Here is a 20928-nt window from a genome sequence, read left to right on the forward strand (position 1 = left end):
TTTACCCATCAAGGAGGGTCCGCCATGCGCGCAGCCGTCATCGTTTTCCCCGGATCGAACTGCGACCGGGACCTTGCCGTTGCCTTTGAACAGGCCGGGTTTGCCGTTGACATGGTCTGGCACAAGGACGCCGCGCTGCCCGAGGGGGTCGATATTGTCGGCGTTCCCGGTGGCTTCTCTTATGGCGACTACCTGCGCTGTGGGGCCATCGCGGCGCAATCTCCGATCTGCAAGGCGGTGGTCGAGCATACTGAACGCGGCGGCTATGCGGTTGGTATCTGCAACGGCTTCCAGATCCTGACAGAGACCGGAATTCTGCCCGGTGCGCTGCTGCGCAATGCCGGTTTGAAATACATCTGCAAAACGGTTGGCCTGAAGGTCGAAACCAGCGACAGCGCCTTTACCCAAGGTTACAATGCGGGCGATGTGATTGGCATTCCGATTGCACACCATGACGGAAACTATTTTGCCGATGACGCCGTATTGTCCACGCTAAAGGACCAGGACAGGATCGCGTTCTCCTATACCGAGAATCCAAATGGCTCGGTCGGTGATATCGCGGGCATCCTGTCGGAAAACCGTCGCGTTCTTGGCATGATGCCACACCCTGAACGGGCCGCGGATGAGGGGCATGGTGGCACCGACGGGACGGCATTGTTCCGCGCATTGTCAGGTGTTCTGACCCCGGCGTGACTTGAGGTCGTCGCTCAGCCCGCGTAACTTCCGGGGATGAGTTCAAGGCTTTTTTCGATCAAGGGCAAGATGACACGTCCATTTCGCGGCGCGCCACTGGGGTGGCGGCTTCGGGTTGCCGTTACTCTGGTGCTTTTGACGGCCGTTGCGACGATCTGGGTCACGAATCGGCTGTTGACCGACCGCTTCACCGAATCGACCCGCAACCGCGCCGAGTTGCGCCTTGCCCTGTATTCCGGCAACCTTCTCAGCGAATTGCGGCGCAACGCGATTGTGCCGCAACTTCTGTCACGGGATCCGACGCTGATCTCGGCGTTGCAATCCAGTGATTATCTATTGTCCAGCCAAAGGCTGATCTCATTTGTCGAAGAAATCGGGGCCGCGTCCCTGATGCTGATGGACGGGGATGGTATCACGGTGGCGGCCACCGACCGCAACCGTCTGCTGGAAGGACATCGCAACGCGCCTTACTTTGTGGACGCAATCCGCTCGAATGCGACGATTTTCACGGTCAGCCCACGCGAAACCGGCGACTACAGCTTTGTCTATTCCCGCCGGATCGAAGCGAATTCCGAGATCCTCGGCGTGATCATGGTTGAGGTCGACCTGCAGAAATTCGAACGCGCCTGGGCCGGGATTTCCGACGCCGTCTTGGTGCGGGACAGCACCGGCAACATCATCCTGTCGACCGAGCCGCGATGGCGCGGGCTTGACGAAAGCTCGGCCATGCTGCGGCAGACGCCGGAAGGCGCAATCCAGCGTGCATTGCGGGCGACGGCGGATTGGTCCTCATTACCGCCGGATGGCTATCTGGAAGGCGAGGCCGTGATGCGGTTGGAGACGCGCATTCCGTTTCGCGGCTGGCAGATGGCGTCTTTTACCACCTATGCCTCGATCCGTGAAAAGGTGAACAGCGTGCTGGCGCTGGAAATCATGGGCTTTGCGATTCTCCTGGCAGCGGCGTTCTATCTGCTCAGCCGTCGTGCGGCCTCGCGCGTGGTTCTGTTCCAACGCGAGTCGGCAGAGCTTCGCGCATTGAACGCAAGGCTACAGCGGGAAATCGCTGAGCGCGAACGGGTTGAAAAGACGTTGGATTTGGCCGAGCAGACGCTTGCGCAAAGCTCGAAGCTGGCCGCCTTGGGTGAGATGTCGGCGGCGGTAAGTCACGAGCTAAATCAACCTCTGGCTGCAATGAAAACCTACCTTGCCGGGGCGCGTCTGCTGCTGCGCAGAAACAGACCCGAAGAGGCGCTGGCCAGCTTTGGTCGCATTGATGGCCTGATCGAGCGGATGGGTGCCATTACCCGGCAGCTAAAGTCTTACGCGCGCAAGGGGGCGGACGCGTTTTCGCCTGTAAACCTTGGCGAAGCGCTGGCCTCGTCGCTGTCGATGATGGAGCCTCAGCTGCGGCAGCGCCATGTGAAGATCACTCAGATCCTGCCCGAAGACCCCGTCTTTGTGATGGGCGACCGGATGCGGATCGAACAGGTGATGGTGAACCTCTTGCGCAATGCGCTGGACGCCACCAAATCTGTAGCAGAGCCGGATGTCGAGATCATCCTGGCGGCGGGCGACATGGCGGTGCTGACCGTGCGCGACAATGGGTATGGTATCAAGGATATCGAGAGCCTGTTTGAGCCCTTCTATACGACCAAACAAGCCGGTGACGGGGTCGGGCTGGGGCTTGCTATCTCGTCCGGGATCGTGAACGACCATGGTGGACGGCTAACCGCACGCAACGGCCAGAAGGGTGGCGCTGTCTTCGAGATGCAACTGCCACTGGGAAGCGACGGCCTGCAGGCCGCTGAATAACACGAGGGAATACTATGGCACAGGCCATGAAAATCGCCATTGTCGATGACGAACAGGACATGCGCCAGTCGATCAGCCAATGGCTGGCGCTGTCGGGATATGACACCGAAACCTTTGCCAGCGCCGAGGATGCGCTCAAGGTTCTGGGGCCGGACTATCCGGGGATCGTGATCTCGGACATCAAGATGCCAGGTATGGATGGCATTCAGTTGCTGAAGAAACTGATGGGGGCCGATAGCACGCTGCCGGTGATCATGATTACCGGTCACGGCGATGTACCGATGGCGGTTGAGGCGATGCGCGTTGGCGCGTTTGATTTCCTTGAAAAGCCCTTCAACCCCGACCGTATGTCCGAGCTGGCCAAACGCGCCAGCAATGCGCGGCGGCTGACGCTGGACAACCGCGCCCTGCGGCGCGAGCTTTCGGGTGGCACCCAGATCATGAACAAACTGATCGGCGCCAGCCCGGTGATGGAGCGTCTGCGCGAAGATATCCTCGATCTGGGGCAGGCGGATGGCCATGTCCTGATTGACGGCGAGACCGGCACCGGCAAGACACTTGTCGCGCATGCTCTGCACGCTGTCGGCAGCCGCGCGGGCAAGAAATTCGTACTGGTGTCCTGCGCGGCGCTGGAAGAGGAGGTGCTGTCCAAACGTCTCTTCGGCCCCATGTTACCCGAAGATGCGCAGCTTCCCGCGATAGAAGAGGCCCGTGGCGGCACTCTGGTGCTGGAAGATGTCGAGGCGCTGAGCGACACGTTGCAGGCGCGCTTGCTGAGCGTGATGAACGAGCAGGGGACACCTGCAGAAACACGCATCGTCGCGATCTCGAATCTGCAAGAAGCTGGCAAGACCTCCGAGGACGTGCTGCGCCCGGACCTGTTCTACCGTCTGGCCGCGCTTCGCATCACCATGCCGCCGCTGCGTCAGCGGGGTGAAGATATCCTGACCCTGTTCACCCGCCTAAGCGAGCAATTCGCCGAGGAATATGGCTGCGACGCCCCTCAGGTGAGCGCGCAGGAAGCGGCGCAGCTGTTGCAGGCTCCGTGGCCTGGCAATGTGCGGCAACTGATCAACATCGCCGAGCGCGCGGTGCTGCAATCGCGGCGTGGTTCCGGGACGATTGCATCCTTGCTGATGTCCGATCACGAGGAAATGCAGCCTGTGATGACCACAGAGGGCAAACCGCTGAAGGAATATGTGGAAGCGTTCGAGCGGATGCTGATCGACAACACCATGCGCCGCCACAAAGGGTCGATCGCGTCGGTGATGGATGAGCTTTGCCTGCCGCGCCGGACGTTGAACGAGAAGATGGCCAAATACGGCCTGCAGCGGTCTGATTATCTTTAAGAGCTACGTAGGTGCTTTTTTGGCGCTCCGATCACGCAGGTGTTCGGGGCGTTTTTTATGGTGAAAAGGCCCGCGCTGGGTTTTTGCGCGTATCTTAAAGAGATTTTAACCCGCTATAGGGGAAATCTGTTATACTGCATTCACTTATCGTTGATGTGGATTTGAATTTGGCAATGGCAATTCTAGGTTAAACACTCAAATACGCGGGTGTTTGGCCCGCAAAGAACCGGCGATGCGCCTGTTTTGGAGACGTGTATGAAGCCCCTTTCGCCCCTCATTGTTGCTGCGACAATGGCGATGACCAGCACGGCCTCGGCCGAGGACTGGACGGGGGCCTATGCGGGGTTCAGCTTTGGCTATGCGGATGCGGACGGGTCCGGTGGCGCGGGTGGCAACGATACCGTTTTCGGACCTCATGTCGGGTATGACCGCGATTTCGGCGCCTTCGTTCTGGGCGGTGAGCTGGAGTATAACCGGCTGTCCCTCAACCTTGGTGAGGATCAGGGCAGTGTCGACAGTATCACGCGGCTGAAGTTTCGGGGCGGGTATGATTTCGGCGCGGCACTGGGCTATGTCGTGGTCGGCGCTGCGCGTGTTGAAACCTCGGAAGAGAATGACACAGCGGCGGTTTATGGCATCGGCATCGCCTATCCCATCGGCGAAAACTTCGTGATCAGTGGCGAGGCGTTGCGGCAGGATTTTGACGATGTCACCCGCTCGGGCGGCGGGCTCGACACGAATATATTCAATCTGCGTACAACATTCCGGTTCTAAGGGCCCTCACTCGGCGGCTTGCTGACCCGCCATCTCGGACGCGAAGGCACAGATCGTCTTCAGAGCCGTTTCGAAACACGCGTCATCGACGGTCATGGCAACGCGGACGTGACCTGCAGCGGCTGAACCGAAACTCTCTCCGGGCATGACGGCGATTGCGTGTTTATCGAGAAGAGCGTTTGCAAATCCCTCACCAGTCAGCCCGGTCGCACGGATATCCAACATCAGGTACATCGCGCCATCTGCCGGGACGAGGCCTATTGTATTCTGTTCAGCCAGCACTTCTATCGCGCGGGCGCGGCGACGGCGGAAGGGGGCGGCGATGTCATTTTCGAGCGTTGTGCCCGCGCTCAGGGCAAAGTTCGCGGCATCCTGAATGAAGCCCGGAACGCCATAGGTGGTGTGGGTGGCAAGGTTGATGAGGTGGCTGATGACCTCTTCCGGACCAATGATCCAGCCGCAGCGTGATCCGGTCATCGCGTGGGATTTGGACATGGAGCCGACGACCAGTGTACGATCGACCATGCCGGGCAGGGCGCGCGGAGACAGATGCGCGCCGTTCCATATTTGAGTGTCGTAAACCTCATCCGAGATCAGCCACAGGTCGCGCCTCTGGCACAGGTCAGCGATGGCTTTCAGCGTTTCGGGTGAATAAACCACTCCGGTCGGGTTGTTCGGCGTGTTGATCAGCAAGGAAACCGCGCCATCGGCCTTGGCCTCGATCCGCTCAGCGCGAGGTTGAAACGCATCTTCGGCCATGGTCTGGACTGCCCGCGCCACAGCCCCGGTTCCGCGAATGGTGCCGGGGTAGGTGGCGTAGTAGGGGTCAAGGAACAGCCCGACATCTCCGGGATTACATACGGCCATATGAGCGGCAAACAACGCCGCCTGCCCGCCCGGAGTGATCAGGACGTTTTTGCGGGTGGTCGGCACTCCGGTCCGGGTCTGAACCCGTGCAGCGACCGTGTCGCGCAGCAGATCGGTGCCGGGCACCATGGCGTAACCGGTATGACCATCGCGGGCCGAGCGGTCCATTGCGGCCAGTATCGAAACATCGGTGCCGATGTCATGTTCACCGATCGTCAGCTCGGTCACCGCGTTTCCTTCGGCGACCATGCGGCGCGCACGGTAGAACACATCCCATCCGTCGCTGCCGCCTTCGGTGATCTGCGTGATACGATCTGACAGTTTCATGATCTTGCCTCGGTTTGTATTTGTGGCGACAGGGGCAGAGCGATCCGAAATTGTCAATCAGCTTCGCGCAGGAAGGGTGGCCTGAACCTTTTTTGTGAGCGATGCACGCACCAGATCGTAAGAGGCGGCAAGGCGGTACCGCATCTCGTCCTCATCCGCGTCAAAGGGCAGGCGAACCCAGCTGCGGTGGAAATACGGGGCTTTCACACCGACACCTGCTTCAATCAGCATCTGCGCGGTTTCGATATCCGGTGTTTTGACCGAAACGCCATCATTCGCGGTCCCGATGCAGGCGAACATCTTGTCGCCGACCTTCCACGCATCATGCCCACCACCCCAGGGGTCCGACCATTCGGCCCCCGGCAGGTCGCGGCAGATAGAATTGACGAAATCCCGGCTCATGAGCGCAGAGTGCTGGAGAAGACGCGCGAACTCAAGCCTTGGCTTGCCGCGTGACGCATGTTATGCCGAGCGCATGAACCGGATGACCTGCATCACTATCTGCTGCATTACCTGCTGAATTCTCAAGCGGGCCGGTTTCTTTCGTTTTCATCCCTGAGACAAGTTGCTAAGCCCGCGCCAACGCGCAAGCTTTAGGAGCCCGAGTGATGACGACAATCAAGCTGCACAATACGCGGACGCGGACGAAAGAGGATTTCGTGCCGATCGACCCTGAAAATGTGCGGATGTATGTCTGTGGACCTACTGTCTATGACCGGGCTCATCTGGGCAATGCGCGGCCTGTGGTGGTTTTCGACGTACTGTATCGGTTGCTGCGCCATGTTTACGGCGCGGATCACGTGACCTATGTGCGCAATTTCACCGACGTGGATGACAAGATCAACGCCACAGCGCTGAAGCGCAAACAGGCCGGGGCCGAGGGATCGTTGGAGCAGTTGGTGCAGGAACGATCCGATGAAACCATCGGCTGGTATCTGCATGATATGGGTGCGCTAGGGGCGCTGGAGCCGAACGCGATGCCGCGTGCGACCGAATATATCGCGCAGATGATCGCGATGATCGAAGGACTGATCGCGAAGGGTCATGCCTATGCCGCGGAAGGTCATGTGCTGTTTGCTGTCGATAGCTGGAAATCGGGGTATGGCAAGCTTTCTGGTCGGTCGGTCGATGACATGATCGCCGGCGCGCGGGTCGAGGTTGCGCCATACAAGAAGAACCCGATGGATTTTGTGTTGTGGAAGCCCTCGACCGATGATCTTCCCGGTTGGGATTCGCCGTGGGGTCGGGGCCGTCCGGGCTGGCATATCGAGTGCTCGGCCATGAGCTATGAGTTGCTGGGCGACAGTTTCGATATCCACGGCGGCGGCAACGACCTGATGTTCCCGCACCATGAGAATGAGATCGCCCAAAGCTGCTGCGCCCATCCGGAGGGTGAGTTTGCGCGCGTCTGGCTGCATAACGAGATGCTGCAGGTCGAAGGCAAGAAGATGTCCAAATCTCTGGGCAATTTCTTCACTGTGCATGACTTGCTGGAACAGGGCGTGCCGGGTGAGGTGATCCGGTTTGTGTTCCTGCAAACGCATTACCGCAAGCCGATGGACTGGACCGAGAAAAAGGCGCGTGAGGCTGAGGCCACCTTGCGCAAGTGGCGGGCGCTGACAGCGGGCATCGAGCCCGCCACCAGCGCGGCCCCCTCAGTCATCGAGGCGCTGGCGGATGACCTGAACACAGCGGGTGCCATCGCCGAACTGCACCGTTTGGCTGCGGATGGAGATGCGGCGGCTTTGCTGGCCAGCGCGCGGGTTCTTGGCCTTTTGGGCGAAGATATGGGCGCTTGGGCTGAAGCGGTGGATTTGAGCACTTTCGCTGCCAGATTGGCAGAGGCACGTGCCGAAGCGATGCAAAGCAAGGACTTCTCGGAAGTGGATCGTTTGAAATCCGCTTTTGTCGCTGCAGGTCTGGAAGTGCGCATGAGCAAAGAAGGCGTTGAACTGGTTCCGGCTACGGGATTTGATGCGTCGAAACTGGATGATGTTTGAAGGAAATCCGCGCGCCACGTGGAAAGATCGCCTACTCTGGGCCAGCGGGAGCAAGCCATGACCAAGGAACGCCTCTATCTCTATGACACGACCCTGCGTGACGGGCAGCAGACGCAGGGTGTGCAGTTCTCGACGGCTGAGAAAGTGCAGATCGCGCAGGCTCTGGACGCGCTGGGGGTGGACTATATCGAAGGTGGTTGGCCCGGGGCGAACCCCACGGACAGCGCGTTCTTCGAGGTCGCTCCAAAGACCTCGGCCCGGTTGACGGCTTTTGGGATGACCAAACGTTCCGGACGGTCGGCCGAGAATGACGATGTGCTGGCGGCGGTTATGAATGCCGGGACGCAGGCCGTCTGTTTGGTGGGCAAATCGCATGACTACCACGTGACCCATGCGCTTAGCATTTCGCTGGAGGAGAATGTCGAGAACGTCCGCGCCTCGGTCGCGCATATTGTGGCACAGGGGCGCGAGGCGCTGTTTGATGCCGAGCATTTCTTTGACGGCTACAAAGACAACCCGGCCTACGCGACCGAGGTATGCCGGGCCGCTTTGGACGCGGGCGCGCGTTGGGTGGTGTTGTGTGACACCAATGGCGGCGCTTTGCCGTCCGAGGTCGGGCGCATTGTCTCCGAGTTGATCGCCGCAGGCCTGCCGGGGGATCGGTTGGGCATTCACACCCATAACGACACCGAAAACGCCGTGGCGTGTTCACTAGCGGCTGTCGACGCAGGCGCACGCCAGATCCAAGGCACTCTGAACGGGTTGGGAGAGCGCTGCGGCAATGCAAACCTGACGGCTCTGATCCCGACCTTGCTGTTGAAAGAGCCCTATGCCTCGAGGTTCGAGATCGGTGTCGATCCGCAGGCGCTGGCCGGTCTGACGCGGGTGAGCCGGATGTTGGATGATATCCTGAACCGGGTGCCCAGTAAGCAATCAGCCTATGTTGGGGCCTCGGCCTTTGCGCACAAGGCGGGGCTGCATGCGAGTGCGATCCTCAAGGATCCATCGACCTATGAACACATCGACCCGGCGACGGTGGGGAACACGCGGATTATCCCGATGTCGAACCAGGCCGGGCAATCGAACCTGCGCAAACGGCTGACTGACGCAGGCCTGATGGTGGAAAAGGGGGACCCCGCCCTTGGCCGTATTCTCGATCGGATCAAACAACGCGAGGCTGAGGGGTATTCCTACGATACCGCTCAGGCGAGTTTCGAACTGCTGGCGCGCGATGAACTGGGGCAGATGCCCGAGTTCTTTGAGGTCAAGCGCTACAAGGTCACCGTTGAACGCCGCAAGAACAAGTACAACAAGATGGTCAGCCTGTCCGAGGCCGTGGTTGTGGTGAAAGTGGACGGTGAAAAGAAGCTTTCGGTCAGTGAATCGGTGGATGATCAAGGCAGCGACCGGGGGCCGGTGAACGCGCTCTCCAAAGCGCTGGCAAAGGATCTGGGGCAGTATTCGCAGGTGCTGTCGGATATGCGATTGGTCGACTTCAAGGTTAGGATCACCCAGGGCGGGACCGAGGCTGTGACCCGCGTTATCATCGACAGCGAAGACGGGCAGGGGCGGCATTGGTCGACCGTGGGTGTCAGTGCCAACATAGTTGACGCTTCGTTCGAGGCTCTGCTGGAGGCGATCCAGTGGAAACTGGTCCGCGACAGCGGGCATCGGAAAGCAGCGGCCGAGTGACTGCCGTCTTTGACGATGACGTAAAGGCTTGCGCGGCCCTTGTGCAAAAGGCCGATCCGGACCGGTTTCTTGCCACCATGGCCTCGCCAGTCGAAGCGCGGGCCGTTCTGTTTCCGATCTACGCGTTGAATGCCGAAATCGCGCGGGCACCGTGGGTTACGCAAGAAGCGATGATTGCCGAAATGCGCCTGCAATGGTGGCGTGATGCGCTACAGGAGATCGCCGAAGGACAGCAGGTGCGACGGCATGAGGTGGTGACCCCTCTGTCCCGTGTTCTGTCGCCACATCTTGCCGGTTTACTGGATGAATACGTGGCCGTCAGGCGGTGGGATATCTACCGCGATCCGTTTGAAGACACCGAGCATTTCGAGAACTATATCGACCAAAGCGCTGGCACGTTGACGGTGGTTACTGCCCAGTCCCTCGGGGCAGCGGATGAGGGCGTTTTGCGCGATTTCGGTTATGCGGTCGGCGTCGCGAACTGGTTTCGGGCCATTCCGGAGCTGGAAGCCCGAGGCCGGATTCCGTTGCTCGATGGCACTGAAGCCGGAGTGCGTGCGTTAGCAGATACTGCGCTGAGGCGGTTGAAATCGGCGCGCAGCAGGCGATCTGAGGTTTCCCGCGCCGCTCGACCGGCGTTCTATGCCGGGTGGCAGGCCGAGTGGGTTTTGCGAAAGGTTCTAGCCAATCCTGCGCGGGTCGCGCGCGGGGAGCTGACTCAGGGGGGGGTCGGGCGCAAAGTCTCTCTGATGTGGACGGCCAGCACAGGCCGCTGGTGATCAGGCGGTGTCCGGCTCGGCCGGGCGCATGACCAGCCACAACAGCGCGCCTCCGGCCAGTGTAAGCAGGGGGACCATGGCCAGGTTCACAGCCGTCCACCCCTCGACCGGGGACCCACCGGAACAGTTCATCAACCCGCCCGAGGCCAGCGAGGCAAAAGTGACGCCGCCAAACACCAGAAGGTCGTTCATGCCCTGCATGCGGCCACGCTCGCTGACGTCATGGGAATCGGCCAGCATCGAGGTCGCGCCAATGAAGCCGAAGTTCCAACCGATCCCCAACAGGATTAGGGCTAGGAAAAAGTTGCCAAGCTCCACCCCTTGCAGGGCGACAACGCCTGCGGCACCCAGAATGGCAAGGCCGAGAGCCACGATCTTTTCAACGCCGAAACGGGCGATCAGGTGGCCGGTGAAGAAGCTGGGGATATACATGGCCAGCACGTGGCCAGTCACCACATCTGCCGCATCATTTGCCGTGTATCCGCACCCAACCACAGCCAGCGGGGTTGAGGTCATCACAAGGTTCATCAGCGCGTAGGACACCATGGCGCAAATAATGGCGACGGCGATCCGAGGGGTCTTCAACATCTCGATCCGCGACCGGCCTTTGGGGCTGTCTTCGCTCGCGCGTGGGGGTGTGGGGATGTCGAGAAAGTAGAACAGCGCCGAGCCGATGACGTTGATGCCGATCACTGCCAGATAGGTGCCCAGGAACGGAATGACATAGGCCGTTGAGGTCAGTTTGACGATCTGTGGGCCAATAATGGCCGCCGCCAACCCGCCTGCCATCACATAGGAAATCGCCTTGGGCCGAAACGTGTCCGAGGCCGTGTCCGCCGCCGCAAAACGGTAGAACCCGTGCGCGCTCATGTAGATGCCGGTTAACAGGCTGCCGATCAGGAAGATCGGGAAAGAGCCCAGATACAGACCATATGCTCCGATTAAACCGCCAAGCGCACCGGCGGTTGTTCCGACCAGAAACCCGGCGCGGCGGCCCCAGCGTTGCATGATCGCAGAGATAGGCGTGGCCGCCAGCATCGACCCCAGAACGATCAGGGATATCGGCAGCGTCGCAAGGCAGGCGTTTGTGGCCAGCGATTGGCCTGCCAGCCCGCCGACAATGAACATCATCGGCATTTGCGCGCCAAGAACAGCTTGTGCCGCCACAAGTACGGCAACGTTGCGCTTGGCCTGATAGTCGTTCGGAGTCTCGGAAATCACAGTCATGACGCCATGCGTATCGGCGATCTGTCGCGCGCACAAGCGGGTTGCATACGGGGCAAACCGCCCTAACGTGCAAGTGACCCAAAATGCCGGAGCGCACATGTCCGTCGGACGCATCATCGAAACCAACGCCTGTGTGTCCGAAGGGGCCGAGTGGCTGGCCAAATCCTGTCCACGTATGGCCTATGCGATGGAACAGACGGGGCCGCTGCCTCTGCGGCGCAAACCGGATGGTTTTGCGCAATTGTTGAGCGCAATCGTCAGTCAGCAGGTCAGCGTGGCCTCGGCCAATGCGATCTGGAAACGGTTGCAGGACGCGAAACTGACCGGCCCGCGCAAGATCATGTGGGCGAGTGATGAGGATTTGCGGGCTGTCGGGCTAAGCCGCCAGAAGATCCGCTATGCCCGTGCTCTGGCTGAAGCGCGTATTGACTACAGGGCGTTACGTGACGCGCCTGATGCAGAGGTTATTTCAATCCTGACCGAAGTATCCGGCATCGGCGTCTGGACAGCCGAGATTTACGCCATGTTTTCGCTGGGCCGCGCCGATGTGATCGCTCCGGGCGATCTGGCCCTGCAGGAAGCCGCGCGCTTTCTTTATGATTTACCCAAACGTCCAACAGACAAGGAACTCAGGCAGATGGCCGAGGCATGGTCGCCCTGGCGGTCGGTTGCGGCGCGGGTTTTGTGGGCCTATTACCGGGTGGCCAAGAAAAGAGAAGGGATCAGATGACACGGGTTTTGAACGCGCTCAGGAAAGAGCCGGTTTCGGGCGACACACGCTCGGTCGTGGTGTTCGTACACGGCTATGGGGCGAACGGGGCCGATCTGTTGGGCCTTGCCGACCCATTGGGCGAGCATTTGCCCGACACGCTGTTCGTCGCCCCCGATGCGCCGGAACAGATCCCCGGAATGCCGAACGGGTTTCAGTGGTTCCCGATCCCATGGATCGACGGCTCGTCCGAAGAAGAGGCGCGCCGCGGGATGGAGATGGCGGTAGAAGACTTCAACGCCTTCCTTGACGCGCTGATGGTGGACGAAGACGTGCTGCCCGAGCAGGTCGTACTGTTCGGGTTCAGCCAGGGCACGATGATGAGCCTGTACGTCGCCCCGCGCCGCGAGGACCCGGTGGCCGGGATCGTCGCGTTCTCGGGCCGTTTGCTAGAGCCAGATTTGTTGCCGGATGAAACCGTCAGCCGGATGCCAATCCTGTTGGTCCATGGGGATGCTGATGACGTGGTGCCTCCGCAGTCTTTGCCCGAGGCGGCAGAGGCCCTGCAGGCGGCGGATTTCAAAGAGGTCTACGCCCATGTCATGAAAGGCACCGGCCACGGTATCGCGCCGGACGGCCTGAGCGTGGCGCTGGCCTTCATGCGCGACAAGCTGAGCCTGTAGGCGTGATTGCGGTTCGCCCCATGATATCCGAGGATTGCGCGGATATTGCCACCTTCACCCGTCGCGATCCTCTTTTGCGCGGCGCAGGGCGGGCGTTGTTTCAGGAAACCTTGAAAACTGCGGCGGCCATGGGGTTCAAGGCGATCAATGCCACCATACGCGCATTTCGCCACACCACATATGGCTGTGTTTCAAGCCGCGCTAGCTGAGGTCGGTGTGATCCCAAGCGCGATCTATCGCGTTGTGGGTGGGGAAAAGCAGCCCTTGCGCTGACGGATTCAGGCCCAAAGATGCCCTTCCGAAAATTCGACTGAATTGCCCGCAGGGTCCCGCACGTACAGGGATCGCGCGCCACTGGGCCAATCGAACTCGGCATCCAGAGGGATGTTCCAATCCAGCAGATGCTTTCGCATTGCAGCCATCTCATCCCGTGTCAGGACAAGGCACACATGCCCCGGCCCACGCGCGCCATGCGGAGGGACCGGCAGATCCGGGTTTAGCGGCGGCTGCTGGGTCTTTTCAGGATTGAAGATCAGCAGGACTGAGGCTCCGACCCGATAGAACACGTGGCGGTCCTGAATGCGTTGTATCTGTTCCAGCCCCAGAACCTCACCATAGAAACGCTCAGCAGCGTCCAGATCATCCACGTACAGCGCCGCTTCCAGAATGGCTGAGGGGGCCGGTATCCCGGGTGTCACCTTCATAGGGTACAGTTTAGCCTGGCCCGCGTGACCTGTCACCGTCGCGGGCGTCGATCGCGTTTACGCTGTGCCGTGGCCTGTATCTGCGGTATCGGCAGGCTGTCCCATTGGCCTGCCTCCAGCCCTTCTAGCGTCCAATCTCCGATGCGATAGCGGATCAGGCGCAGGGTCGGCAGGCCAACGGCCGCTGTCATCCGGCGCACCTGCCGGTTCTTGCCCTCGCGAATCGTCAGTTCGATCCAACTGTCCGGCACAGTCTTGCGTTCGCGGATCGGAGGGGTGCGGGGCCAGAGGTCTTTGGGCTCATCAATTTCCCGCACCTTGGCGGGGCGGGTCAGGCCATCCTTTAACTCGACCCCGTCGCGCAGGGCCTTGAGGGCCGCCATATCCGGCTCGCCTTCGACCTGCACCCAATAGGTTTTGGCCATCTTGTGCTTGGGGTCTGATATCTGCGCCTGCAGCTTGCCATTGTCGGTCAGCAACATCAGCCCTTCGCTGTCACGGTCCAACCTACCGGCGGGATAGACGCCGGGCAGGTCGATGAAATCCGACAGTGTACTGCGCGGCGATTCCGCGTTTGCGCGGTCGGTGAACTGCGGCAGCACGTCAAAAGGTTTGTTGAATCGAATGAACCAGCTCATACCTCCGCCATAGCCTGCAAAACATGCTGTGTGCAACCTGTGGATAACTGTCATCTGTCTGTTACGGATTCGGCTTACCCAGTCTTCGACATATTGTGGAAACTCAGGGCTTGTCAGAGTTTTAACACGATATATAGTTATCTTAAGGCTAGGGCGGGTGCTCTCCGCTCTGGTGTCACAAACGGGCAGCTGAGAGCGAGGAGCGATTCTGTGATGGACGGAGACTTCAGGACCGATTTTGTAAGAGAGCCGGGTATGCTCAAACAGCATCCGGCCTTGGTTTTGAATGCCGATTACCGCCCTTTATCCTACTATCCCTTGTCTCTGTGGCCGTGGCAGGAGGCGGTCAAGGCGGCCTGGCTGGACAGGGTCGATATCGTGGCTGAATATGATGAGGTCGTCCGCAGCCCGAGTACCGAGATCCGAATACCGTCGGTCGTTGTCCTCAAAGACTATGTTAAACCCAGAAAGCGCGTGGCCTTCACGCGCTTTAATTTATTTCTGAGGGATGAATTCCGCTGCCAGTATTGCGGCAGTCGCGACAACCTGACCTTTGACCACGTGGTACCGCGCGCCGCCGGAGGGGTGACGAGCTGGCAAAACGTGGTCGCCGCGTGCAGCCCATGCAACCTGCGCAAAGGCTCCAAGTCGCTTCGTCAGGCAGGCATGAACCTGCGCAAACCGCCGCGTCAGCCCAATGCAGAGGCTTTGCGCAATATCGGACGGAAATTCCCGCCGAACCACCTGCATGACAGCTGGATCGACTTTCTCTATTGGGATGCGGAACTGGACGAGGCTTAGGCTTTCGCCCGCCACGCGGCCAGCCAGAGCAGAACCAGAACCGCAGAGATGGCTGCGTTCCAACCGGCCATGGACAGACCAAACAATTCCCACGGAATCTCGTCGCATCGAACCAGCGGGGCGGACATGATCTGGTTCATCAATTCTTCTGCCGACAACCCTCCGATATCACCCGAGGTGCAGGTTGAGGGACCTTCCCACCATCCCTGCTCGACACCAGCGTGGAAGAAACCAATTCCGGCTGTGATCAACGCAGCCAAAGCTCCGATCAGTGGTAGCGGGTTGAGTTTTGGCAGCATCAGGGCCAGAGCGCCGATCACGACTGCAGCAGCATGTGGATAGCGTTGCCAGATGCACATTTTGCAGGGTGCGAGACCGCCAATATGCTGAAAACCCCATGCGCCCAACAGTAGGGCCGCCGACCCTCCGGCAGCGAGGATCACGTAAGTCGATCGTTTTGTCATAGAAATTTAACCGCCAGAAAGCCACCAAACAGCAGGATGATGAACAGGGTGAACATAAGCCCGAGGCGCTTTTCGATGAAGTCCCGGATCGGTTCTCCGAACTTCCACAACAGGCCTGCCACAAGGAAGAACCGCAACGCGCGCGCCAGAATGGATGTTGCGATAAAGGTGCCCAGCGGCATTGCGGTCCAGCCGGACATGATGGTGATCACCTTGTAGGGGAAGGGGGTCACACCGGCCGCCAACACGGCCCAGAAGCCGAAATCGTTGAAGCGGGTGTTGAACTCTTCCATCGCGTCGGCCTTGCCCATGGACTCGAGAATGGGTTGTCCGATGCTTTCATAGGCAAAAGCGCCAATCGCGTAGCCCAGCATGCCGCCCAGAACCGAGGCCACCAGCGCCACGCCGGCAATCAGCCACGCCCGCGAGGGACGTGCCAGAATCATCGGGATCATCAAGACATCGGGTGGAATCGGAAAGAACGAACTTTCGATAAAGGCCACAACTGCAAGCGCCCACAGGGCGTGAGGGTGCTCGGCCAGCCGAATGGTCCAGTCATACAGGGATCGCAGCATCACACTCTCTTCGTCGCGTCTTGGGTCGTGACAGGCAAACCACGGGCGTGCAGAAGGGTCAACTGCCGTGCGGCCAACAATCGACGGGGCAGTATGTTTTTGCCTCTGGACCTTCCCAGTCAGGGACGCTAATCCAATATCCGTGGCCCAAGTGGCGGAATGGTAGACGCAGGGGATTCAAAATCCCCCGGTAGTGATACCGTGCCGGTTCGAGTCCGGCCTTGGGTACCAAAGTAAAAACAGAGGGATAGGGGAACCTGCTCTCTGTTTTTTCTTTTGTACGTTACTTATCTGGTACTCATGTCGATCCTCGTGGGGCATGAAATCTGCATTCCTCTGAAAAAAACGTGTTTTGCCGCGATGCGGGGCCATTGCCTCAGTAGCCGCCGCGCGATGGGGAAAGATTTGAAAACAACCTCATATCTGATGTCAGCGGCGTTCTGTTGACGGGCTGGCCTTGACTTTCAGTGTATCTGAATGAAACTTCGGACCTGTTGGGAGATATCGGAAAATCAAAATAGCTGACCCTTTTGCAATGCGGATTGACGTGTCCTATCGGCACAATACCCAATGCGGGTCCCGAAAGGGGGGCGTCGGCCTTTTCCCAACCAAGTGATAATAGTGGGAGTTCTACAATGAAAAACAGCAGCAAGCTTAGCCTCGGCGCGTTTGTCACCGCTGCAATGATGGCCCCTGCCGCCTATGCGGAAGAGTTCATCACCATCGGTACAGGTGGCGTGACCGGCGTGTATTACCCGACAGGTGGCGCGATCTGCCGTCTGGTGAATAAAGGCCGCAAGGAACACGGCGTGCGCTGCTCGGTCGAATCGACCGGTGGTTCAGTCTACAACATCAACACCATCCGCGAAGGTGAGTTGGAGTTCGGTGTGGCCCAGTCCGACTGGCAGTACCACGCCTATAATGGCACCTCGAAATTCGAAGATGCGGGCGCGTTCGAAAATCTGCGCGCGGTGTTCTCGGTCCACCCCGAGCCGTTTACCGTGGTGGCCCGTGCCGATTCCGGCATCACCAGCTTCGAAGACCTCAAGGGTAAGCGTGTGAACATCGGTAACCCCGGTTCCGGTCAGCGCGGCACCATGGATGTCGTTCTGGAATCCCTGGGCTGGACCATCGACGATTTTGAGTTGGCATCCGAGCTGAAAGCGGCCGAGCAGTCGGCAGCTCTGTGCGATAACCAGATCGACGCGATGATCTACACTGTTGGTCACCCGTCGGGTTCGATCCAAGAGGCGACCACCGCATGCGATTCCGTTCTGGTGAACGTGACCGGCGATGCGATTGACGGCCTGATCGACGGCAATTCGTACTACCGTACCGCGACCATTCCGGGTGGCATGTATCGTGGCTCGGACGGTGACACCACGACCTTTGGTGTGGGCGCGACGTTCGTGACTTCGGCAGATGTGTCGGATGACGCGGTCTACGCGGTTGTCAGCTCGGTCTTTGAGAATTTCGACGACTTCAAAAAGCTGCACCCCGCATTTGCGAACCTGAAGCCGGAAGAGATGATCTCGGACGGCCTGTCAGCACCGCTGCATCCGGGTGCTGAAAAGTACTACAAAGAAAAAGGCTGGGTTCAGTAAACCAGACCCAAAGCAGGGTGCCCAAGGGCGCCCTGCAACCCAAGCCCGGATCGAACGGGCAAAGAATAAGGCCAAAAAGGCCACATGACGGGGAGACATCTATATGAGTTCCGACACGCAATCCAACCGACCGCTATCCGAAGAAGAACTGCAGGAGCTTGTTGCCTCCTCCGATGCGGGCGGGCGTAACCCGGTCGGCAACGTCGGGGTATTTCTGGCGATTGTTGCCGCGCTTTGGTCAGTGTTTCAGGTCGTTTTGGCCTCGCCAATATCAAACGTGATGTTGCCCGGTAGCGTGGTCAACAACTCGCGCCAGATCCATCTGGCCTTTGCGATGTTTCTGGCCTTTGCAGCCTATCCAGCGCTGAAATCCAGCCCTCGGAACTATATCCCCGTGCAGGACTGGATCATGGGCCTGCTGGGCGCGTTTGTGGCGCTTTACGGCTATTTCTTCTACGAGAAGATTGTGAACGCCGGCGGTCTGGCGGACGACACCGATAAATGGATCGCGCTGGGTGGATTGCTGTTGCTGTTCGAGGCCGCGCGCCGTGCGCTTGGCCCGGCAATGGCGATTATTGCGACGATCTTCCTTGCCTATGTGTTCTTCGGCTCTTCCGAATGGGTGCCTGAGGTGATCCGCTGGAAGGGCGCGAGCCTGAAAAAGGCCATGAGCCATATGTGGATCACGTCCGAGGGCGTGTTCGGTATCGCGCTTGGTGTGTCGACTAAATTCGTCTTCCTCTTCGTTCTGTTCGGCGCCTTGCTCGATAAGGCCGGGGCGGGGAACTACTTTATCAAGATGGCCTTTGGCGCCCTCGGCCACCTGCGCGGTGGCCCGGCCAAGGCGGCGGTTGTAGGCTCAGCGGCGACCGGCCTGATCTCGGGGTCGTCGATTGCAAACGTTGTGACCACTGGCACATTCACCATTCCGCTGATGAAGCGCGTGGGCTTTTCCAGCGAACAGGCGGGCTCGGTCGAGGTCGCCTCATCCGTGAATGGCCAGATCATGCCGCCCGTCATGGGGGCCGCGGCCTTCCTGATGGTGGAATATGTGGGCATTTCCTATGTTGAGGTTATCACCCACGCCTTCCTGCCGGCTGCGATTTCCTACATCGCACTGGTCTATATCGTGCATCTGGAAGCCGTGAAGCGCAACATGCCGACGCTTGGCAACCGTGAGGTTCACCTCGCGCGGACCGTGGTTGGAATGCTGTCCTTCTTCCTCGTCTTCGCCGGGCTTTGCTATGGCTCTCAGTTCCCCGTCGAAGCGGTCACCAGCATGGTGCCAACGGCCGCCGGTCTGGTGCTGAGCCTGATCGTCTGTGCTGTCTATGTGGCGCTGCTGTATCTGGCCGCGCAGGTCCCGGACCTTGAGCCGGATGATCCAAATGCCAAAGAGGTAGAACTGCCCGTCATCGCGGACATCTACAAGGCCGGTCTGCACTACCTGCTGCCGATCATCGTGCTGGTCTACTTCCTGATGATCGAGCAGAAATCGCCCGGTCTGTCCGCCTTCTGGGCAACGGCGCTGCTGTTCGTGATCCTTCTGACGCAAAAGCCGCTCAAGGCGATTTTCCGGGGCCAAAGCGAGGTCTACAACCGCTTCATCGACGGTGTTGCCGACCTATGGCAGGGCCTGATCGACGGCGCGCGCAACATGATCGGGATCGCCTTGGCCACGGCCACGGCGGGGGTGATCGTGGGCACCGTGACGCTGACCGGTGTGGGCCAGGTAATGGCCGATCTGGTCGAGTTCCTGTCAGGCGGCAACCTGATCCTGATGCTGATCATGGTCGGTATCCTCAGCCTGATCCTGGGCATGGGCCTGCCGACCACGGCGAACTATATCGTCGTCAGCTCTCTGATGGCCGGAGTGGTTGTGGAACTGGGTGCGCAGAGCGGATTGATCGTGCCGCTGATCGCGGTACACCTGTTCGTGTTCTATTTCGGGATCATGGCGGACGTGACGCCTCCGGTTGGTTTGGCAAGCTTTGCGGCTGCCGCCGTGTCCGGCGGTGACGCGATCCGTACGGGTTTCACGGCATTCTTCTACAGCCTTCGCACCGTCGCGCTGCCGTTTGTGTTCATCTTCAACACAGACCTGTTGTTGATCGATGTAACATGGTTCGAAGGGATCACCGTCGCCATATTTGCCACGATTGCGATTTTGGTCTTCACGGCGGGCACCATGGGTTATTTCCTGACCCATAACCGCATCTACGAAAGTGTTGCCCTGATCGCGGTGGCTTTTGCGCTGTTCCGGCCGGACTTCTTCATGGACCGCATCTCGCCGCCTTATACCACGGTCGAGCCTGCGGCCTTCGTGGAAACCATCGGAGAAACCCCTCCGGGCACCGAGGTGCGCGTCGTGGTCAGCGGCCCTGACTTCGACACGCTTGAGATGACCGACACGACGGTCGTTGTCACCGTGGGTGAAGAAGAAGGCGGCGCCGCGCGCGTTGACGCCATGGGCCTGCTGCTGTTGGACGAGGACGGTCTGGTCAAGCTCGAAGAGCCGCTTTTCGGTTCGCCCGTCGCGGATGAGCTGGGCATATTCGACTATTACGGCGATGACGCGGTGCGTCTGAGTTCGGTCAGTCTGCCGTCCAGTCAGCCTCCGAAACAACTGATCTATATCCCGGCGATGCTCTTGTTGGGGCTGATCGCCTTCCTGCAACGCGGCCGCGCCGCCAGACAAGAAGAGGTGACAGCATGACACAATCGGTTCTCTGCGCCATTGATATCAGCAACGGTGAACTGGACAGCCCGGTGCTGAAGAAAGGGGCCGCTCTGGCGGATATGGACGGCGCGCAGCTGGATGTGGTGACCGTCCTGCCGGATTATGGTGAAAGCTGGGTCTCGGGGTTTTTCGAGGCCGACCATCACGAAAAGGCGCTGGAACAGGCGCAATCTCAGTTGACCGCGCTTTGTGAGGCGACCCTGGGCGCAGAGCGCAACGCATCTGTCCGGCATGTCGTCGCCACCGGGACCGCCTATCAGGAGATCCTGAAAACCGCGGAAAACGCGGGGTCCGACCTGATCGTAATCGGCGCGCATAAGCCGGATCTCAAGGACTATCTGCTGGGGCCGAATGCCGCCCGCGTGGTCCGGCACGCAAATGCTTCGGTCTATGTTGTGCGGTAAAACGTTTCGAGTTTACCTTGAATCGCTTGTTCGCTGCCTCTCCCTTCGGTCGAACGCGAAAAGCGATGCAGGGGTGTTTCAACAAA

Annotated in this window: 21 protein-coding genes and 1 tRNA gene; 15 read left to right on the forward strand and 7 right to left on the reverse strand. The window is 59.6% G+C overall.

The features are described from left to right. Positions 1–24: 24 nt before the first annotated feature. The 4 genes from purQ (at position 25) to AC2FD8_RS10365 (ending at position 4628) form a co-directional block, all read left to right on the forward strand. Positions 25–693 (forward strand): phosphoribosylformylglycinamidine synthase subunit PurQ, encoded by a 669-nt coding sequence (gene purQ / locus AC2FD8_RS10350; protein WP_496855830.1) that lies wholly within the window; start codon positions 25–27, stop codon positions 691–693. 69 nt (positions 694–762) lie between these two features. Further along, complete coding sequence (locus AC2FD8_RS10355) at positions 763–2505, forward strand: sensor histidine kinase (RefSeq protein ID WP_496855832.1); 1743 nt, start codon at positions 763–765, stop codon at positions 2503–2505. 14 nt (positions 2506–2519) lie between these two features. Then, positions 2520–3854, forward strand: a complete 1335-nt coding sequence (locus AC2FD8_RS10360) for a sigma-54-dependent transcriptional regulator (protein ID WP_496855834.1) — start codon at positions 2520–2522, stop codon at positions 3852–3854. 255 nt (positions 3855–4109) lie between these two features. Then, positions 4110–4628, forward strand: a complete 519-nt coding sequence (locus tag AC2FD8_RS10365; protein WP_496855836.1) for an outer membrane protein — start codon at positions 4110–4112, stop codon at positions 4626–4628. A gap of 6 nt (positions 4629–4634) precedes the next feature. Here AC2FD8_RS10365 and AC2FD8_RS10370 read toward each other — a convergent pair whose 3' ends face one another. Beyond that, the gene (locus AC2FD8_RS10370; RefSeq protein WP_496855837.1) at positions 4635–5822 is read right to left on the reverse strand and encodes a pyridoxal phosphate-dependent aminotransferase; all 1188 of its coding nucleotides are present in this window, start codon (positions 5820–5822) and stop codon (positions 4635–4637) included. Between the two features lie 57 nt (positions 5823–5879). Then, positions 5880–6224, reverse strand: a complete 345-nt coding sequence (locus AC2FD8_RS10375) for an MmcQ/YjbR family DNA-binding protein (protein WP_496855839.1) — start codon at positions 6222–6224, stop codon at positions 5880–5882. Positions 6225–6430: 206 nt separating this feature from the next. Between AC2FD8_RS10375 and cysS the strand changes: the two genes are divergently transcribed. Genes cysS through AC2FD8_RS10390 form a run of 3 tightly spaced genes read left to right on the forward strand, consistent with a single transcriptional unit; the run spans position 6431 to position 10293 of the window. Beyond that, positions 6431–7822, forward strand: coding sequence for a cysteine--tRNA ligase (cysS, locus tag AC2FD8_RS10380; protein ID WP_496855840.1), 1392 nt, complete (start codon positions 6431–6433; stop codon positions 7820–7822). Between the two features lie 57 nt (positions 7823–7879). Beyond that, complete coding sequence (gene cimA / locus AC2FD8_RS10385; RefSeq protein WP_496855842.1) at positions 7880–9514, forward strand: citramalate synthase; 1635 nt, start codon at positions 7880–7882, stop codon at positions 9512–9514. Beyond that, the gene (locus AC2FD8_RS10390; RefSeq protein ID WP_496855844.1) at positions 9511–10293 is read left to right on the forward strand and encodes a phytoene/squalene synthase family protein; all 783 of its coding nucleotides are present in this window, start codon (positions 9511–9513) and stop codon (positions 10291–10293) included. Before cimA ends, AC2FD8_RS10390 begins: the two co-directional genes overlap by 4 nt. On the opposite strand, the gene AC2FD8_RS10395 is transcribed toward AC2FD8_RS10390, so the two are convergent. Further along, positions 10294–11520, reverse strand: coding sequence for an MFS transporter (locus AC2FD8_RS10395; protein WP_496855845.1), 1227 nt, complete (start codon positions 11518–11520; stop codon positions 10294–10296). A 97-nt stretch (positions 11521–11617) separates the two neighbouring features. On the opposite strand from AC2FD8_RS10395, the gene AC2FD8_RS10400 reads away from it, so the two are divergent. The 3 genes from AC2FD8_RS10400 to AC2FD8_RS10410 all read left to right on the forward strand — a co-directional run bounded on the left by AC2FD8_RS10400 (position 11618) and on the right by AC2FD8_RS10410 (position 13185). Then, positions 11618–12250 carry a DNA-3-methyladenine glycosylase family protein gene (locus tag AC2FD8_RS10400; protein ID WP_496855847.1) on the forward strand — a complete coding sequence of 211 codons (633 nt, stop codon included), beginning with the start codon at positions 11618–11620 and terminating at the stop codon, positions 12248–12250. Then, on the forward strand, positions 12247–12912 hold the full coding sequence (locus AC2FD8_RS10405; protein ID WP_170757582.1) for an alpha/beta hydrolase: 666 nt from the start codon (positions 12247–12249) through the stop codon (positions 12910–12912). The genes AC2FD8_RS10400 and AC2FD8_RS10405 overlap by 4 nt, the downstream gene beginning before the upstream one ends. A 147-nt stretch (positions 12913–13059) precedes the next feature. After that, a complete protein-coding gene (locus AC2FD8_RS10410; RefSeq protein WP_496855850.1) occupies positions 13060–13185 on the forward strand; it encodes a hypothetical protein in 126 nt (41 codons plus the stop codon). Positions 13186–13190: 5 nt separating this feature from the next. Here the strand turns inward: AC2FD8_RS10410 and AC2FD8_RS10415 are convergent, their stop codons facing one another. Together AC2FD8_RS10415 and AC2FD8_RS10420 are read right to left on the reverse strand one after the other, a co-directional pair. Next, positions 13191–13616, reverse strand: coding sequence for a VOC family protein (locus AC2FD8_RS10415; protein WP_496855852.1), 426 nt, complete (start codon positions 13614–13616; stop codon positions 13191–13193). Positions 13617–13648: 32 nt separating this feature from the next. Next, positions 13649–14254, reverse strand: a complete 606-nt coding sequence (locus tag AC2FD8_RS10420; protein WP_496855854.1) for an rRNA large subunit pseudouridine synthase E — start codon at positions 14252–14254, stop codon at positions 13649–13651. 213 nt (positions 14255–14467) lie between these two features. Here AC2FD8_RS10420 and AC2FD8_RS10425 point away from each other — a divergent pair, with 213 nt between their 5' ends. Next, positions 14468–15055 carry an HNH endonuclease gene (locus AC2FD8_RS10425; RefSeq protein WP_496855856.1) on the forward strand — a complete coding sequence of 196 codons (588 nt, stop codon included), beginning with the start codon at positions 14468–14470 and terminating at the stop codon, positions 15053–15055. On the opposite strand, the gene AC2FD8_RS10430 is transcribed toward AC2FD8_RS10425, so the two are convergent. Both AC2FD8_RS10430 and AC2FD8_RS10435 read right to left on the reverse strand, forming a co-directional pair. Next, positions 15052–15519 (reverse strand): disulfide bond formation protein B, encoded by a 468-nt coding sequence (locus AC2FD8_RS10430; RefSeq protein WP_496855858.1) that lies wholly within the window; start codon positions 15517–15519, stop codon positions 15052–15054. The two genes, AC2FD8_RS10425 and AC2FD8_RS10430, sit on opposite strands and share 4 nt — an antisense overlap. Further along, positions 15516–16094 carry a YqaA family protein gene (locus AC2FD8_RS10435; RefSeq protein WP_496855860.1) on the reverse strand — a complete coding sequence of 193 codons (579 nt, stop codon included), beginning with the start codon at positions 16092–16094 and terminating at the stop codon, positions 15516–15518. The genes AC2FD8_RS10430 and AC2FD8_RS10435 overlap by 4 nt, the downstream gene beginning before the upstream one ends. A 145-nt stretch (positions 16095–16239) precedes the next feature. Between AC2FD8_RS10435 and AC2FD8_RS10440 the strand changes: the two genes are divergently transcribed. From AC2FD8_RS10440 to AC2FD8_RS10455, 4 genes are all read left to right on the forward strand, one after another. After that, a tRNA-Leu gene (locus tag AC2FD8_RS10440) sits at positions 16240–16325 on the forward strand. A gap of 404 nt (positions 16326–16729) precedes the next feature. Then, the gene (locus tag AC2FD8_RS10445; protein ID WP_496855862.1) at positions 16730–17698 is read left to right on the forward strand and encodes a TAXI family TRAP transporter solute-binding subunit; all 969 of its coding nucleotides are present in this window, start codon (positions 16730–16732) and stop codon (positions 17696–17698) included. A gap of 103 nt (positions 17699–17801) precedes the next feature. Beyond that, entirely contained in the window at positions 17802–20414 is a 2613-nt protein-coding gene (locus tag AC2FD8_RS10450) for a TRAP transporter permease (RefSeq protein WP_496855864.1), read from the forward strand. Beyond that, on the forward strand, positions 20411–20842 hold the full coding sequence (locus AC2FD8_RS10455; protein ID WP_496855866.1) for a universal stress protein: 432 nt from the start codon (positions 20411–20413) through the stop codon (positions 20840–20842). The genes AC2FD8_RS10450 and AC2FD8_RS10455 overlap by 4 nt, the downstream gene beginning before the upstream one ends. Positions 20843–20928: the final 86 nt, after the last annotated feature.

The organism is Ruegeria sp. YTSC192 (genome assembly GCF_059609705.1).